Origin of the sequence: Serratia sp. YC16 (assembly GCF_009707615.1) — a bacterium.
In the GTDB taxonomy this organism is placed as follows: domain Bacteria; phylum Pseudomonadota; class Gammaproteobacteria; order Enterobacterales; family Enterobacteriaceae; genus Serratia; species Serratia surfactantfaciens.
Genome location: NZ_WLYN01000003.1, coordinates 336,180 through 352,094, shown reverse-complemented (window position 1 = coordinate 352,094; position 15,915 = coordinate 336,180). Strand labels below are relative to the sequence as shown.

The following is a 15,915-nucleotide window of genomic DNA, read 5'->3' as shown; positions in this document are numbered from 1 at the left end:
TCAAATCCCCTTGCGCGCGCAGTAGAAGCCATAGAAAGCGACGTAGGCGAAGCAGACCAGCGGCACCGCGAAGGCGATCTGCATATCGCCGCCGTTGAGATCGGAGATGATGCCCATGATTAACGGCACCACCGCACCGCCGATGATCGACATCACTACGATCGAACCGGCCACCTGAGTTTCTTCGCCCAGCCCTTTGATCGTCAGGCCAAAGTTGGTTGGCCAGCACAACGCCATACAGAAGTTGACGCCCATGATCGCCACCACCGCCAGCAGGCTTTGGATGTTGACGGCCAGCAGCAACAGCAGCACGCATACCGAACAGAACACGCCGAGCAACCGCGCCGGGCTGAACTTTTTCATCAGCGCGGTGGTGACCACCTTGCCGGCCGAGTAACAGACCAGCGTGGCCAGCAGCCAGTAGGTGGCCGAATGCTCGGTTGCCCCCTGTTCAATCATTTGCACAAACCGAATGGTGAAACTCCACAGCCCTACCTGCGCGCCGACATACAGGAACTGCGACAGCACCCCCAACCGGAAGCGCGGCAGCGCCAGCAGGATCTTCAGCGATTGCATCAGCGGCTTGCCCGCTCCCTGGTGCGAGCGCTGGGTTTTGCAGGCGGGGAATTTCACCGCCACGAAGATCAGCGCCAGGACGATCAGCACGCTGCCGATGATCAGATAAGGTGTGACCACCTGCGACACCATCTGGGAGCGTGCCGCTTCGGCCGCCGCCGGTGGCATCTGCAGCAGCTCGGCGTGGCTGGGATCGTTTTTGCCGAACACCAGCTGCTGGCCGATCAATACGCCAAAAATGATCCCCAGCGAGTTGAATATCTGCGAGAAGTTGATGCGCTGGGTGGAGGTTTCCAGCGGCCCCAGCAGGCTGGAGTAGGTATTGGCTGAGGTTTCCAGGAACGACAGCCCGGTGGCGATCACCCCCAGGCAGGCCAGGAAGGCGCCGTAGGTCATGATCTGCGCTGCCGGGATAAACAGGAAGCAGCCGAGCGCGTACAGGCACAGGCCGATCACGATCGCCACCTTGTACGAGTAGCGTTTGATCACCGCTGCGGCGGGCAGCGCCATCACGAAGTAGCCGAGGAAGAAGATCGACTGCACCAGTGCGGTTTGGGTATCCGACAGATCGAACCCCTTTTTGAACTGGGCGATCAGAATATCGTTCAGGTTGCCGGCCATGCCCCACAGGGCGAACAGGCAGCAGACCAGCATCAGCTGCAGCCAGGGCGTGGCGGGCAGATAGGCACTACGGTCGATACTTTCGGCCGCGGCGTGCTGCGCGATGTCGCCCTTGTTAATCAGAGAGTCGCTCATTGCGGTGTTCCTTCATCCGGAGAAAAAGAGAACGAGCTAATAACATCAAGCTGTTCGTAGAGGGGCTGCGCCTGGCGGTAGAGCTGTTCGAACAGCTCGAAGCAGCGCAGGTAGTGTTCGTGCTGGCGTGGATCGGGGGTAAATTCGCGCTCGATGCTGACGGTGCGGCTCACCCCTTGGGCGAAACTGTTGAACAGCCCGACGCCGACCCCGGCGACTATCGCGCAGCCGGTAGTGCCGTTCTCCTGATTGCGCGTTTGCAGCAGCGGCAGGTTGTAGACCGAGGCCTTGATCTGCAGCCACAGTGGGCTACGTGCGCCACCACCCGAAGCGATCATTGCCTCCGGTTCCTGCGCGTGGCGCCTGAGCTGCTGCAGATTGCGCAAGGACGCCAGTGCCACCCCTTCCAGCACCGCGCGGTAGAGGTGTGGCTGTCTATGCTTGCGCTGCAGGCCGAAGAACTGCGCGCGTGAGTTGGTGTGTTCCGCCAGCCGCTCGCCGGTCAGGTAAGGCAGGAACAGCAGCCCTTCGGCGCCCGGCGGTACGTCGGCCGCCATATCGAGCATCTGCTGGTGGCTGAGTTGGCCGGCGCTCAGCGCCGAACGCGCCCAGCGCATGGCGTCGCCACCGGCGTCGAGCAGGGTGAAACCACCCCAGGCCGGGTTGGCCAGGTGCAGGTTGTTGACGCTGGCAGAGAGCAGCGGGTGCTCCGAGACCACGGTGAGCAACGTGGAGGTGCCGGTGCTGTCGGAGGCGATGCCGGCCTGATAGACGCCGGAACCGAGCAGGGTAGCGGCCATATCCGCCGTGCCCGCTACCACCGGTACGCCCGACGGCAGACCGGTGGCGCTCGCCGCTGCGGGCGTAATGTGGCCAATCACCTCACTGGAGAGATGGATGGCGGGCAACTGATCGGCACGCAACCCGAACTGCCGCAGCGCCTCTGGCGACCACTGCAGCGTGGCGCTGTCCATCAGGTAATAGCAGGAGGCCTCGCTGTAATCAGTGGCGCGTACGCCGCAGAGACGGAAATTGACGTAATCCTTGGGCATCAACACCGTAGCGATGCGCTCCCACTGCGATGGATGATGCTCGCGCAGCCAGGCCAGCTTGAACGCCGGCCAGGCGGCGGTGGGGGGATTATTCAACAGTTCCAGCCAAGGCTGCGGCGGCTGTTGGTGGCTAAAGCGGGCTACCTGCTGCTGAGAGCGTTTGTCGTTCCACAGCATGGCGCGATCGACGACCAGTTCGCCGTCGGCATCGAGCAAGACCGTGCCGTGCATCTGCCCGCAGGCGCCGACGGCGGCGATACGCGGCCAGTATTCGGCGTAGCGCGCGTGTAGCTCCTGCGTACACTGGCAGACGCACTGCCACCACAGCGAAGGCGGTTGTTCCGACCAGCCGGCCTGCGGCGTGATCTGCTCGTACTCGCGCTGCGCGAAGCCAAGGATTTCCCCGGTGTTGGTGACCAGCCCGGCACGGGTGCTGCCGGTGCCGATATCAAGGGTAAGAAGTAAATCTTTCATTGTTATCACTCCCGTGGCGGATGGCGCGGGCCACCCGCAGAAGCGTGCGCTGGGATCGCGCAAGATTAGTTATCGTTCAGTTCCGGGAACAGGCCTGGATCCTGTTCGAGCTGCTCCAGCACACGCTGAGTGGCCGCCGCGCTCATGCCGAAGCGGCGCACGCCCAGCCGATATAGCGCGCGCACCGTGTCCAGATCGCGAATGCCGCCGGCCCCTTTGATCTGAATGCGGCCACGCAACTGATCGGCGATGATCGCCACTTTCTCTACCGTGGCGCCGGTCGGTGCCCAGCCGGTGGAGGTTTTCACCCAGGCCATGCCGATCTCGACGGCGATGTCGCACACCCGACGGATCTGCTTCTCGTTCAGATAGTGCGTCTCCAGAATGACTTTGGCCGGCACCGGCGCGGCGGCCTCGACTACCCGGCGCAGATCTTCGCGCACACAATCGTAATCCCCCGACAGCACCTTGCCGATGTTCACCACCATATCGACCTCGCGCGCGCCCTCGGCGATCAGCTGGCGCACCTCCTGCACCTTGAGATCGGTGGTCTGCCCACCGCCGGGAAAGCCGACCGGCCCGCCAATCATCACGTCCGCCTGGCCGCGCTCCGGCAGCAAAGTGCTGAGGAAACGCGTCCAGCACGGCAGCACGTGCACCGAGATAATGCGATAGCGACTGGCCAGTGCGGCGCAGTGGCGCACGTCTTCCTCGGTATTGGTGGCCTGCACCGCGCTCAGATCGATCAACCTGGCCATGCGTCTGGTTGTTTCATTCATTGTGTTTATCCTTCTTTTGTTTTCATTTAATTTTATTTGCTCACCTTATTCTCTTTCATATGGCTTTAAAATCAGCATTTGGTGAAATTGTGATCGGATCTGCGGTTTTGTTGCGAGGAGGGTGAAAGTGCGGGAGGAAGATGCGGCAAACGCAGCAATAAGAGGGTAAACGGGGGTTGTGACGTTTTTTTCAACATTTAACTCATTGAATGCCTGATAACTCTTGCGCACCGATCGCGGGAAGGTATAATGCACCCGTTTTCCGCATACTACTTCAGTGCCGAAGTGGCGAAATCGGTAGACGCAGTTGATTCAAAATCAACCGTAGAGATACGTGCCGGTTCGAGTCCGGCCTTCGGCACCATTAAGTACCGCGCGAACAAGAAGCCACCGAAAGGTGGTTTTTTTGTGTCTGTAACCAGGCCTTGCTGATGCATAAATATCAAAAATTACCAAATAAATACCGTTACTCTAAACAAGTGAATGTCCTGTAAATATGCATGGGAGATCAATTCCGGCCGATAGCTGAAAAACTGTTTCAGGATGCTTTCAGGTATTTGATATGAGTCACTGCTGTTGTTGTAAATAACATGTAATTATTTGATTTATTTTATGTTTTGTGTTATTGCAAGCATGCTGCTGTCTCAGCAGGTGGATGCTCGAGTTCGAAAGTAGGGGCTGAAAATGGAAGATCGAGAATGGCTCAAGGGTGTCTGTTAAATCTGTTGTTATTCAGGATCATAACTGCATATATAATCAGGCCAGCTGAATGTAGAAACGCTGCTTTTTATATGTTCTGGAAGCCATTCTAGAGAGTCTTGATCGCGGTTTTTAATCCCACATTCCCAGATTTCAAACACTCTCCATCCTAGTGCGTTAAGCATTATTTTTGCTCGGATGTCACGTTGTCTATTGGAGATCAATTTTTCTCTCCAGAATTCTGGACGAGTTTTGGGCATTGTAGCGAATCTGCATCCATTATGATGATGCCAAAAGCACCCATGAACAAAGATGCACAAGCTATATCGTGGCAGTACGATATCAGGAGTGCCGGGCAAGTCCTTCACGTGTAATCGGAACCTGAAACCATTAGTGTATAAAAATTTACGAACAAGCAGCTCTGGTTTTGTATGCTTGTGCCTGATGCCTGACATCATACGAGAGCGCGTTTTACTATCGACAATATCCATCAGCTATGCTTCCTGTTTGCCCTTCTTCTTGGTATCCTGGGCTCCTATTTATCCCACTAATATACATAATTGAGTATGCCTGTGAAGCCGATCCCTGTAGTAGACCTTTTTGCCGGACCTGGAGGATTAGGGGAGGGTTTTTCATCCCTGGAAAATGGCGATACGTTTCAAATATCTGTTTCAGCAGAGAAAGATCCGATTGCCCATGAGACTCTTCGTCTTAGAGCATTCTATCGACTGTTGGTCAGAAACCAACCTGAAAGCCTTGACGACTATTATCGCTTCTGCAATGGTGAAACAACAAAACCTTATACTGGTGAAACAGCTGAACTTTGGGGGCTTGCTGCTAAAGAGGCTATGTGCATTGAAATTGGTAGCAGTATCGGGAATGCTATCCTTGATGCATCAATTCAAGAAGTGCTTGAAAAACGCTGTACTAATCAACCTTGGGTACTGATAGGTGGGCCACCTTGCCAAGCCTATTCCTTGGTTGGACGAGCCCGCAATAAAGGGAAAACGGATTACAAACCAGAAGAAGATCATCGCCATTTCCTCTATCGCGAATACTTGAGAATTATTCAGAATTATCAGCCTGATATCTTTGTAATGGAGAACGTTAAAGGAATACTCTCTTCCAAGATAAATGGCGAAAAAATATTCAATCAGATTCTGAAAGATCTCGCCAACCCTGGTTCTGCACTCAAGGCTACCCAAGATAGTCCATGTTATCGGATTGTTTCGTTAGTCAGTGAACAAGAGTTTTGTGATGGTGAAAACCCTGACTTGCTTGATGCGACAAAATATATTATTCGATCTGAGGACTATGGGGTACCCCAAGCACGCCATAGAGTTATTCTGCTTGGAATACGTGAAGACCGCTATAAAGAGAATCTTCCTAAATTGCAGATTCAAGGTAGTGTAAGTGTCCAAGATGTTATTGGAAGCCTTCCTAAACTAAGAAGTCTTCTGAGTAGGCAGAAAGACTCAAGAGAACAATGGGAAGTTCAGGTAAGTGAGCAGATTAACCGTCTTGCTGCTCATGCATCAAAAGCTATTGAACCCGAAAAATCATTATCAAGCTGTCTTGCAAAAGTCTCTGAGAAAATTGGTCTTGTCAGCAATACTGGGTCCACTAGAATGCCAAAAGACGGCTCTACTGGACGTACTCAGCATAGTTATCTTGATGACTGGCTGCTCGATTCACGTTTGAATGTTTGGTTAAACCATGAGGCCCGAGGACATCGAATCGACGATCTTGCTCGCTATGGATATGCTGCGTGTTTCGCCTCTATTCATAAAAGGTCTCCTAAAGGGCATAAAGAGTTTAACTTGCCAGGTCTCGCTCCTGACCATAAGAACTGGGAAACTGGTAAATTCTCGGACCGTTTCCGGGTGCAGCTTTCTGGCAGCCCATCTACGACAATAACAAGCCATATTTCAAAAGATGGGCATTACTTTATCCATTATGACCCTGTACAGTGCAGAAGCTTGACGGTTCGAGAAGCTGCAAGATTACAAACTTTCCCAGATAACTATTTTTTCCAAGGAGGAAGAACTCAACAATATCATCAAGTCGGTAATGCAGTTCCTCCATTTTTGGCTAAGCAGATTGCACGGATCGTTGCAGATATTTTAATCTGATTTTATTGATGATAAGGTTATAGTTTATTATGGAAATTAATTACTTTAAAATAAAAAACACTGGTTATTTATATGGTGCTTAATTTGACTTTGGTAATTAATTTTGTAGTGCCCCTCCTCCTTGCTGCCTAAAATAAATATTTATTATTTTAAAATATTCCATTAGATAAGTAAGAGGGGCGGGACTTTACGGTTTTAGAGGTTATACTTAAATCCATTTTCTTTGAAGGTAGGGATGCTCATGGCTAATTACAGTATTGACCCGGCGTACGACAAATGCCGCGCTTTCATTGACAGCTGGCGCCTGAAAGGAAAGAGCTGGGATGAAATTGCCGCTCTTGGCCGGTTGGGGGAATCACTCGAGAAAGTCGATTCTTGGTTCCGTATGCAGGAGGAAATGGAAGACTGGCCTTCGTTGGGCAACAGCCCGGAAGAACGCTGTGAATGTTGGAGGGAAATCGTCCGGCATAAGAAACACGCAGAACAACAATCTTTCGCCGCGGCAAGACCCTTGATCGTTGTAGGACCGGAAGAGGCCGAGCCAGGCTTCACTGTGCCGCAAGACGGACGAAGTGCTTGGCAACTCTACAGGAAATACCTGCTCAATCAGGGCTGGAAGAAAACCTCAGTCGATAATATCCAAGAGTCTGCTTTACGTGTACTCAAGCACTTTCGCCAGAACACAAAAGATCGAGTGGCTGTGAAAGGCCTAGTGGTCGGGCATGTCCAGTCTGGCAAAACAGCTAACATGGCGGGCCTTATTTCAATGGCCGCGGACTACCGATGGAACCTGTTCGTCGTACTCACTGGTACGCTGGAAAACCTACGGGTGCAAACCAGCAAGCGACTTGTCGGCGATCTATTCCAGCATGATGGAAACCTCAGTTGGAAGTCGATTGAGCATCCGTCGAGCAATAGCCCTTATGGTGCGCGGGCACAAGATATGCAGTTTGACGCTGGCCGAAGGGACCGTCACTTGGTTGTCTGTCTCAAGAATCCAGCCCGGTTGAAGCATCTCATTGATTGGATCAGTGCGCATCCGCAGGGCATGTCACAAATGCGACTTGTAGTGATTGATGACGAGGCGGATCAGGCAGGCATCAATTCGAATGACGTTTCCAAAGATGAACGTACGGTCATCAACGACCTTATTCTGCGGTTGATCCGTTTGCCGTTGCAAAGCGTGAACTATGTAGCATTTACTGCTACACCAGCAGCCAATTTTCTCAATGAAGGGCCTAGTGAAACGACCCTCTACCCAACAGATTTCATCGCTGCTCTACCACAAGCTGATGAACATTTCGGGCCTGTACAGATCTTCGGATATCTTGAACAAAATAAGGAACCGCTTGGGATCGTTCGTGAAGTTTCTGGCGATGACTTGGAGAAGGTTCGTAGCATTCACAAAGGCGATGACTTAACCCTACCTCAAGCATTGAGAGAAAGCTTGGTCTGGTATCTGTGTTGCGTGGCAGTCATGCGAGTATCCGGTTCTGCAAAACCTGTGAGCATGTTGATTCATACTAGTGCAAGGCAGGTTCACCATGACTATATGAGTAAAGCAGTGCAAGCTGCTCTCGAAACGTGGTCGAAATACAGCAATATTCAGTTGGAACAGGTTTTCAGACAGGTATGGGAAAACGTCTCGTCAGAGCTGGACGTCAACCAGTTTTCTGAGCGTTTTCCTGATTACGGGCGGCTCTCCGAGCTTCATGAGCTGCCGACATTTGATAGTCTTTTGGCTGAGATCCGGACGCTTCTAAGCATGGTAACAGCTATTCAACTCGACGCGGACTCTAGGCGTATATACCACCGTGGGATCCATGTCTGCGTTGATAACTGTGCCAACAATGGGGTCACCGATGAGAATGAAGTCCGGCGGTTGTTCTACCCTGATGATGGGCAATGCATTGATTTTTGCACAGCTTTTATTGTTATTGGTGGCGGCACCCTTTCCCGTGGACTGACGATTGAAAATCTCGTCAGCACCTTTTTCTTGCGTGGCTCGGCCCAAGCGGATTCTCTTATGCAAATGGGACGCTGGTTTGGATATCGCAAAGGTTATGAATTGTTACCTAGAATCTGGATGTCTAATGATACAAGAGCCAAATACGAGTTCATGACGGTTGCGGAGGAAGAACTTCGTGATGATTTACAACGTTTCATGCATGGTGGCTCTAAGCCTGAGGAGTATGGACCACGTGTTCGGGTTCATGCGAGGCTGGCTTGGATTCGCCCTACTGGTGCGAATAGGATGCAGAGTGCGATCGAGGCAGATTTCGACTTTTCGGGCATCAACCGGCAGACTACGGTCTTCCATGATGGCGATGACGCTGAAGTAGTACTTAATGGCAATTTGCATTACACCGAAGAGTTTCTGAACTCGCTTGGTTCGAATTCTGAACAGCCTGAATTGAAGAGGTCTCATAACCTTGTTTGGCGTAATGTTGATGTGAGTCTAATAGCTGAGTATTTGGCTCGCTTGTCATTCCATCCGGGGAATCAGTTTTTCTCCGACATCAACGCTTTTCTGAAATGGCTTGGTGAACATGCTACAAATGCCGGTTATACGAATTGGAACGTCGTTGTTGCTGGCAGCTCTCCGAAACCGGAAAACACATGGGTGATTGGCAGTAATGCGGTTGGTCGGATCAATCGTACTCGCTTTGCTGATAAGCGCTCGGATGATGGGGTGTCCATTGGGGCACTGCGAGATCCAAAGGATCTGCTTGCGGATGTTCTCTATATTGAAGACAGTGATCTTTCAAATGCGACTTTCACTAATTCCAGGATATCAGAGTTGCGTTGCAAAGGTGGTGTCGGAAATACACCTCAATTGCTTATCTACCTTATCGATAAAGTCAGCAAATACGATAGTTTGTCAAAGATGAAGGCTGCGCCGCGCAGAGAGAGAGCATCGCTTAATGCCAAGGCTCACATTATAGGCATCAGTCTTTATCTACCGGGTTCGCAAGGTAAGAAGCAAAACTATGCTACTCATGTGACTGTGCATATTCCAGAGCCTCTTTCTATATTGGAGAATAGCCTCGAGGAAAAGGTAGGAGAGATCTGAACCATGAAGTATTACAGTCTTCCACTGCAGCCAATGCAGGAATCCGGTGCATTTCTGCTTCGCGCACTGCAGAACGAAGAAACTCCATTACTAGATCTGTTGGTACGCGAATCCGTTCAGAATTCCCTTGATGCGGGCCAGAATAGTTTTCAATTACAACCAGTTTCGGTGGATTTTCATATCCGTGAGCATTTGCTGGACGCCATTGCTTCCACGTTCAGTGAAGGTCTCAATCTGCAGATGCTGAAGAAACGCTATCCGCGTCTACCAAAACTACTTGAGATTCGTGATTCTGGTACTGAAGGTCTGACAGGTCCGATGACATTCGATAGCGTGAAGACTAACGGTCAGCATGGAAATTTCCTGAAGCTTGTATTTGAGATTGGTAGAACTCGCACAGATGATGGTGCCGGCGGTTCGTGGGGGTTAGGCAAGACCTGTTATTTCCGCATGGGAGCCGGCCTGGTTATTTATTATAGTCGGATTAAGACTGCGGAAGGCTATGAGGAGCGCTTGGTAGCTTCGTTGGTCGAAGATGAAAGTCGTGAAGACCGCTTGCAGCTTAAGACTCAAACAGGCATTGCATGGTGGGGAGCGGAAGAAGGCTTGCAGGCAATCACTGCTCCTGATCATATCAATGATATTTTGAAGGCACTTGGTGCTCAGCCATTTACTGGCGAAGAAACCGGAACGGCAATCATAATTCCATTGCTCAAGGAAAACCTGCTACCCGTACTCGATCAGGAAAGCGGGTGGGTTCCATGGTGGGAAAGAAGTTACGCAGATTATGTGAATGTCGCGATCCAGCGCTGGTTCAATGCTCGACTGGATAACCCTTTCTTCGCCAGTGGTAGACATTTAAGAGCATCAGTTAACGGGAAAAAAATAGCCAGTGCCGACATGTTGCCGATCTTTCGGGTGGCCCAGTGTTTGTATAATCGTGTGGTTGGGGAGACGCTTGAGGCGAATGATTACCTTACAGCCCGAGGCATCAAGACCAATAATATGCTCATCAGAGCTATTTCATTGCGTGGTGAGTTCGTAGGTAGTAGTCAGGCAGGAAAACTGATTGCAGTGGCGCTAACTTCGAAACAGTTGCAAATGGATGCGCCAGACAATAGCCCGAGCCCGGAAGTTTGCATTTTCTCTAGGATGGACAGTGTTCCGCCCCATCGACCGATCATGACTTTCATGCGCTCGTTAGGAATGAACATCTGTTGGGATGATAGTATTGATTCACGCGGCTGGTCCGGTGGGTTCTCTGGTTTTACAGATGGGCGGTATGTGATAGGGCTCTTTCTGCCAAATTCGAAACAGAAGCTCACTCCATCAGAAACTAGGGGATTGCGTTCGACAACCCAAAACCTAGAAGGATATTTGCGAAGTTGCGAGCGTGCGGATCATGCTACTTGGATCGATGTATATGGAGGAAGAATTGTTGAAAAGATTCGTACGCAATGTGGTCGGGCATGGAAAGACTTCTGTGTACCGTCGCAGCCTAGTGCGAATGTAAAACCTTCGATGCGGATGTCCCGTAAACTGGCTGAGCTAGTGCTGCCCAATCGAGGATTTGGCGGTGATGGGCGCTTTGGTAAACCGGCTTCGCATGCTGCCATAGGGAACGGTTCCAAAAGAGCAAAAAACTCTTCCCCAGTGCTGGAAATAATAGAAATTAGGCATGCAGCATACACTATTTCCATGACATGGCGCTTGATATGGGGAAGGGCGCAAACGAATACCCCGAGGGAAATTACAGTTTCTGTAGATTCTGAGTCCGGACCGATCACCTGCGAGAAGTGGCTTGAAAGTGGACTCAGTACGTTTCCATTTCGATTGGAATCACCTCGAATCATGAGCGCAACCTCTGCTATAAAGTGCTTACAGAGTGCCGACGGGACAAGCTTAAAACTTACCATTGTTGACGCTGCGTTCCTCCAGTCTGACTTGGTACTGGAAGGGAGGGTTCTAGTCAGAATGGATGAGTCCGGAGGCAAGCTCCTACAACCTGTTGTAGGTGTTCGAATCTTGAGTTCCAAGGGAGAGGCGGAATGAGTACACGGTTGCCGCTCTATCGGATGCTGAATGCACCGCTCTCACAAGGGAATGATTCGGTCGTAAGTTTCAGCTTTAGGGCCGATAGCTATTTTGATCCTGGTGTGAAGGCGTTGGCTCAATACCAATATGCTATCGGCAAGGACAGTGATTGGAATCCGGGCGAACATACTCTGGTAGTTCAATGCGTTATCGAACGAATTCCGCTGCTAGAAGCCATCTTTGGTGCTGAAGGAGTAGTGACTGCGGAATCTGAAGTTCTGCTTGCGTTGGAGTGGGCATCTGCGGACTCATGCTGGAGAACACTTGGAACTGCTTATGGATTGCAGCACGTTACCGAAGATGGGTATGTAGTCCTTGAGATCACACTCAAACCTGGAACTGTCAGGGGGAGTGGTCTGATATCAGTTCAAACGTTCTTAGGCCGACACACGTCAGAATTTGTTCCCGGATATGCACATCAGCTAGGGGCACGGTTGGGACTCGTGACACAGCCGATCGAAATCATTATTGACGGTGATGGTTCTCTCTTCCCTGTACTGGAGGAGTCCTTAGGGCCAACGGAGCCTCTGTGGGAGTTGAAAGCGTGCTGGAGTGATCCCCAAGATGAACCGTTTTCCAGCGAATACGTCGCCTTGGTACTTAACAGCTCTCATCCTCATTTCGACCAGTTACGCGATCGTCGTGCTTTAAGTATCGAGCAGTCGCAGTTGATGCGTCAAGTGTTTGCAGCTTGGCTAACCTTGGTTATTGCTCAGGTCAAGGAAGACATGGGGGCAGAGTTCGATACACATCTAGGCGTGACCGATGCTGACGAGGGGATTGGGAGTATTGCGGATGCGATATGCTCATTTATCAGATTAGGTGACTTGGACACTGGCTCCCTTCCAGAGCTGTTCAAATCTATCCAACGTTGGATTGATAGCCGGGTCATGGAATTGGAGGCCGCTAAATGATTTTCCCGACATTGAATCTGAAATTATCGCAGCGTCATTTTGATGAGATGGTAAAAAATGATTCGTTTGCTCCAGACAAACTCCATCCGGAACTGGAGATAATACGCCGCCAGCTGCTTACTGCTATACCGTTATATGATGTGAATGCAAGAGGTAACGCCGCAGGCCCTGGCGCTTATGATATGAAAGTCGGTTTGGTTCTGTTCCAGATATTGTCGGAAGCTGGTATGGACCTTCGTTCCGCGGCAGATGATGGCTGGTGGCGCTTTCTTTCAGTACGTGTATTGCCGGATCTTGTGAAAAGTCGCTGGGATAGCGCCCCTCCAGTTCGTTTCTGGAAAGGGCGAAGCCGTATTTGGTTGCGAGCAGTTTGGTGGACTGTGCACCTCACATGGCAAGGCTCGGAGCAGAATACTCGTAAGGTGTTGGAGAACGTAACCACAGATACGGTTGTGCAATTGGTCGAGCGCCCTGGCAGGGGGGGATTCAGAATTGATCTTACACGGCGGATTTTTGAAATGCGTCGGCAGCGTAACCCTTCACAAGATCAGTTCAGAGCAATTATGAAGCTCAATACGGCACAAATTTTGTTGAAGGAACCTTCATTATGCGAAGGGGGCTTATTCGGTTACGTTGACACGCTTTTTTCAGATGTGGGATGCGTTTCTAAGGACTTGGATAGTACTCATGACTGATCTGTTGAAAGAAATTCAAGAAGGCTTTGCCAACCTTGAGCAGAGTGGCCGAATGCTGCTTATCAAAGCGATGCCAGCAGAGTTTCCTGCGTGGGTTTTTCGAGAGAGCGACAGTTTTGGCGTTGCCATTGAGTGCTCTGAATCACTTGAGATCTCAGAAGAGTTTGCCGGCGCCAGACTTCGGACTGTAGGACGAATTGTTGCAGGTCAGCATAGATGCTTTCTGCGTCTGGAGTCGTCCATGGAATGGCTCCGCAATGAATTCGGGTTGATCTGTGCGCACATGGTAAGTGTCGAGCACAGCAGCGATGTTCGCCAAACGTTACTTGCTGCCCCGCTTGTTTGGTGGGAACGATGGCGCCACCTGCTGGGGAATGCGCTGATCGACAAGCATGGTTATGACGTGCTCGCAGAGCTGCTGGCGTTAGAAGCGCTGGTCATTAAAGGAAATTCTTTGGAGTGGAGTGGCCCTTTCGGCGGCGTGGTTGATATCATGACCCCAGCAACCGATTACGAGATCAAGTCGACGATCAGTCGTTACGGGGCCATAATCAACATATCTGGGCAGTTTCAGTTAGCTGCCTCATCCGGTAAACCGTTGGAGCTGGTTCACTATAGGTTCGAGCCAGTTGATGATGGGTTGTCGATAGACCTTGTCTGTGATCGTCTTGTTGCGCTCGGCGTTGATGCCGTCATGCTGGAAGTCGCCTTGCAGCGACTTGGTATGGAGGCAGGATGTTCTGTGCGGAAAGAGGAATACAACCTGCTTGAGGCGAGGTCTTATAGGGTTGATGAAAGTTTTCCCCGCATAACGCCTGAGAGTTTCAAAGGTGGAGTCATGCCTACAGGCGTTGTTCAGTTGGAGTATGGGATAGATCTTTCTGGTTTAAAGTCCCAGCAGTTTTAGAATGTGGCTCTACTATTTGTAAGTATATCTGTTTTAGTTCTACTTGATTCTATGTTTATATTTTTCAAAATACTAGATGATCTCGCTAGAGGGAGGAGAGCTGAGAACTCTTTTGCAGAAGTTCATTGAAAAGTGCACAGTCCTTCTGTCTATTTTGCCGAATACAGCAAGGCCGACAAGTTGTGATGATGTTAACTGATGCAAGTCTATTCGATTAAACCGCTCACGATCACGATAAAGCTGCTCTCCTACAAAAAACAACAGGCAGGTGAGTTCCTTCCTGCACGCGAATTCGCCGCTGAATTTGCCCTACAGCAAGCAGCAACAGAGCTGCGTCTAGTGTCCCTCCCTCCAACCCCATTAACACCATATGCCCATAAAGGAGCCCACCCACAGGCTCCCATATCCAAGCCCCGTTTACTCCAACCTCCCAATCCTTCCCCGAATCTCCTCCTCCGGCAGATCCACACCAATAAATACCAAGGTGCTCTTGCGCTCTTCCTCAGGCAGCCACTCCCGATCCCAGTCGGCGTTGTACAGCCGCTGTACGCCCTGGAACAGCAGGCGGCGCGGTTCGTCTTCGATAGACAGAATGCCTTTGTAGCGCAGCAGGTTATCGGCGTATTCCAGCAGCAGGCCTTCCATCACCTCGGAGATTTGTATCAGCGGCAGCGGACGCTCCAGCGTCACCACGATCGAGCGGATGTCGCTCTGCGGCTGCGGGATGCGGCGGAACAGCGGGGCGGGCGGCGTCAGGTTCAGCTTGTCGTTCAGCGTGAAGCCTTCGATGTCGAACAGCACGCTCAGATCGATATCGCCGTGCGTCACCTGGTAGACCGGCGCGCGGGCGTTCATCCGCTGCAGCCGCTGGATCAGCGCCTCGCAGTCCGGCGCCACGTCGGTTTTGGTCAGCAGGATGCGGTCGGCGTAGCCCACCTGCGCCTGGGCGATGCTGAACTGGCTCAGCTGCTGCTCGGCGTGCGCCGCGTCCACCAGGGTGATGATGCCGTCCAGCAGGAAGCGCTCGCACAGGATCTCGTGCGAGAAAAAGGTCTGGGTAATCGGGCCGGGATCGGCCATGCCGGTGCATTCGATGATCAGCCGGTCGAACGCCAGCTGGCCGCTGTCGACGCCGTCCAGCAGATCCAGCAGCGCGTCCGCCAGTTCGTTGGACTTGCTGCAGCAGATGCAGCCGTTGCTCAGGGTGGTGATGCGGCTGGCGCGATCGCCGATCAGCGCGTCGTCGATCGGCACTTCGCCGAACTCGTTCTCGATGACCGCAATTTTATAGCCGTGTTCGGCGTTCAGGATGTGGCGCAGCAGGGTGGTTTTGCCGGCGCCCAAAAAGCCGGTCAGGATGGTGACTGCAATGGGTTTCATACGGGTCCTTGTGACTGCGGGTTAACAGCAGCGCATGCCGCCTTTGCCGTCGCCGCCGTAGCGCGCTTGCTGGCGCTCGCGGAAAAATTCTTTATAGGTCATCACCGGCTTGTCCGGGTGGTTGTCTTTCATGTGCTGGACGTAGGTATCGTAGTCAGGCACGCCCACCAACATGCGCGCCGCCTGCCCGAGATACTTCCCCGCCTGGCCGAGATTTCCGAACATAAGCCTTCTCCAACTTTACCCTGCATCACTACAGCGCTTGCTTAAGCCTGATATTAGGAGAAGCCGGGGGATGGGGTTCCCGCAGGGATGCCCCACCTCCGGGTCACCCCGGGTATCTCGATTGCATCGCGCCGTACGCCTGGCGTCTTGCGATGCACA

General features: G+C 51.8%; 12 protein-coding genes and 1 tRNA gene. 7 read left to right on the top strand and 6 right to left on the bottom strand.

What is annotated here, in order from left to right; genetic code table 11:
* The 3 genes from fucP to deoC form a co-directional block, all read right to left on the bottom strand.
* The gene (fucP, locus tag GKN89_RS13540; RefSeq protein WP_154747174.1) at positions 1 to 1,332 is read right to left on the bottom strand and encodes an L-fucose:H+ symporter permease; all 1,332 of its coding nucleotides are present in this window, start codon (positions 1,330 to 1,332) and stop codon (positions 1 to 3) included.
* Complete coding sequence (locus tag GKN89_RS13535; RefSeq protein WP_154747173.1) at positions 1,329 to 2,858, bottom strand: FGGY-family carbohydrate kinase; 1,530 nt, start codon at positions 2,856 to 2,858, stop codon at positions 1,329 to 1,331. The genes fucP and GKN89_RS13535 overlap by 4 nt, the downstream gene beginning before the upstream one ends.
* Positions 2,859 to 2,923: 65 nt before the next feature.
* The gene (gene deoC / locus GKN89_RS13530) at positions 2,924 to 3,637 is read right to left on the bottom strand and encodes a deoxyribose-phosphate aldolase (protein WP_154747172.1); all 714 of its coding nucleotides are present in this window, start codon (positions 3,635 to 3,637) and stop codon (positions 2,924 to 2,926) included.
* A 279-nt stretch (positions 3,638 to 3,916) separates the two neighbouring features.
* Here deoC and GKN89_RS13525 point away from each other — a divergent pair.
* Positions 3,917 to 4,001 (top strand) — tRNA-Leu (locus GKN89_RS13525).
* 364 nt (positions 4,002 to 4,365) lie between these two features.
* On the opposite strand, the gene GKN89_RS13520 is transcribed toward GKN89_RS13525, so the two are convergent.
* Positions 4,366 to 4,827: a very short patch repair endonuclease gene (locus GKN89_RS13520; RefSeq protein ID WP_154747171.1), complete on the bottom strand. Its 462-nt coding sequence runs from the start codon at positions 4,825 to 4,827 to the stop codon at positions 4,366 to 4,368.
* A gap of 81 nt (positions 4,828 to 4,908) precedes the next feature.
* Between GKN89_RS13520 and GKN89_RS13515 the strand changes: the two genes are divergently transcribed.
* From GKN89_RS13515 to GKN89_RS13490, 6 genes are all read left to right on the top strand, one after another.
* On the top strand, positions 4,909 to 6,468 hold the full coding sequence (locus tag GKN89_RS13515; RefSeq protein WP_370520205.1) for a DNA cytosine methyltransferase: 1,560 nt from the start codon (positions 4,909 to 4,911) through the stop codon (positions 6,466 to 6,468).
* Positions 6,469 to 6,709: 241 nt separating this feature from the next.
* On the top strand, positions 6,710 to 9,541 hold the full coding sequence (locus GKN89_RS13510) for a Z1 domain-containing protein (RefSeq protein WP_195934010.1): 2,832 nt from the start codon (positions 6,710 to 6,712) through the stop codon (positions 9,539 to 9,541).
* Between the two features lie 3 nt (positions 9,542 to 9,544).
* Positions 9,545 to 11,593 carry a hypothetical protein gene (locus tag GKN89_RS13505; protein ID WP_060440849.1) on the top strand — a complete coding sequence of 683 codons (2,049 nt, stop codon included), beginning with the start codon at positions 9,545 to 9,547 and terminating at the stop codon, positions 11,591 to 11,593.
* The gene (locus GKN89_RS13500; protein ID WP_154747168.1) at positions 11,590 to 12,549 is read left to right on the top strand and encodes a hypothetical protein; all 960 of its coding nucleotides are present in this window, start codon (positions 11,590 to 11,592) and stop codon (positions 12,547 to 12,549) included. Before GKN89_RS13505 ends, GKN89_RS13500 begins: the two co-directional genes overlap by 4 nt.
* Positions 12,546 to 13,244 carry a hypothetical protein gene (locus GKN89_RS13495; protein ID WP_154632735.1) on the top strand — a complete coding sequence of 233 codons (699 nt, stop codon included), beginning with the start codon at positions 12,546 to 12,548 and terminating at the stop codon, positions 13,242 to 13,244. The genes GKN89_RS13500 and GKN89_RS13495 overlap by 4 nt, the downstream gene beginning before the upstream one ends.
* Positions 13,237 to 14,151, top strand: coding sequence for a PD-(D/E)XK motif protein (locus GKN89_RS13490; protein ID WP_072271057.1), 915 nt, complete (start codon positions 13,237 to 13,239; stop codon positions 14,149 to 14,151). The genes GKN89_RS13495 and GKN89_RS13490 overlap by 8 nt, the downstream gene beginning before the upstream one ends.
* Positions 14,152 to 14,568: 417 nt before the next feature.
* Here the strand turns inward: GKN89_RS13490 and yjiA are convergent, their stop codons facing one another.
* Positions 14,569 to 15,531 carry a GTPase gene (gene yjiA, locus GKN89_RS13485; protein ID WP_154747167.1) on the bottom strand — a complete coding sequence of 321 codons (963 nt, stop codon included), beginning with the start codon at positions 15,529 to 15,531 and terminating at the stop codon, positions 14,569 to 14,571.
* Between the two features lie 21 nt (positions 15,532 to 15,552).
* Positions 15,553 to 15,756, bottom strand: coding sequence for a YbdD/YjiX family protein (locus tag GKN89_RS13480; protein WP_004953088.1), 204 nt, complete (start codon positions 15,754 to 15,756; stop codon positions 15,553 to 15,555).
* Positions 15,757 to 15,915: the final 159 nt, after the last annotated feature.

Bases quoted from the DNA above. Each gene is read 5' to 3' on its own strand.
- GKN89_RS13520 (WP_154747171.1), bottom strand. From the start codon at position 4,827: ATGGATATTGTCGATAGTAAAACGCGCTCTCGTATGATGTCAGGCATC.
- GKN89_RS13490 (WP_072271057.1), top strand. From the start codon at position 13,237: ATGACTGATCTGTTGAAAGAAATTCAAGAAGGCTTTGCCAACCTTGAG.
- GKN89_RS13505 (WP_060440849.1), top strand. From the start codon at position 9,545: ATGAAGTATTACAGTCTTCCACTGCAGCCAATGCAGGAATCCGGTGCA.
- fucP (WP_154747174.1), bottom strand. From the start codon at position 1,332: ATGAGCGACTCTCTGATTAACAAGGGCGACATCGCGCAGCACGCCGCG.
- GKN89_RS13535 (WP_154747173.1), bottom strand. From the start codon at position 2,858: ATGAAAGATTTACTTCTTACCCTTGATATCGGCACCGGCAGCACCCGT.
- deoC (WP_154747172.1), bottom strand. From the start codon at position 3,637: ATGAATGAAACAACCAGACGCATGGCCAGGTTGATCGATCTGAGCGCG.
- GKN89_RS13495 (WP_154632735.1), top strand. From the start codon at position 12,546: ATGATTTTCCCGACATTGAATCTGAAATTATCGCAGCGTCATTTTGAT.
- GKN89_RS13500 (WP_154747168.1), top strand. From the start codon at position 11,590: ATGAGTACACGGTTGCCGCTCTATCGGATGCTGAATGCACCGCTCTCA.
- yjiA (WP_154747167.1), bottom strand. From the start codon at position 15,531: ATGAAACCCATTGCAGTCACCATCCTGACCGGCTTTTTGGGCGCCGGC.
- GKN89_RS13510 (WP_195934010.1), top strand. From the start codon at position 6,710: ATGGCTAATTACAGTATTGACCCGGCGTACGACAAATGCCGCGCTTTC.
- GKN89_RS13480 (WP_004953088.1), bottom strand. From the start codon at position 15,756: ATGTTCGGAAATCTCGGCCAGGCGGGGAAGTATCTCGGGCAGGCGGCG.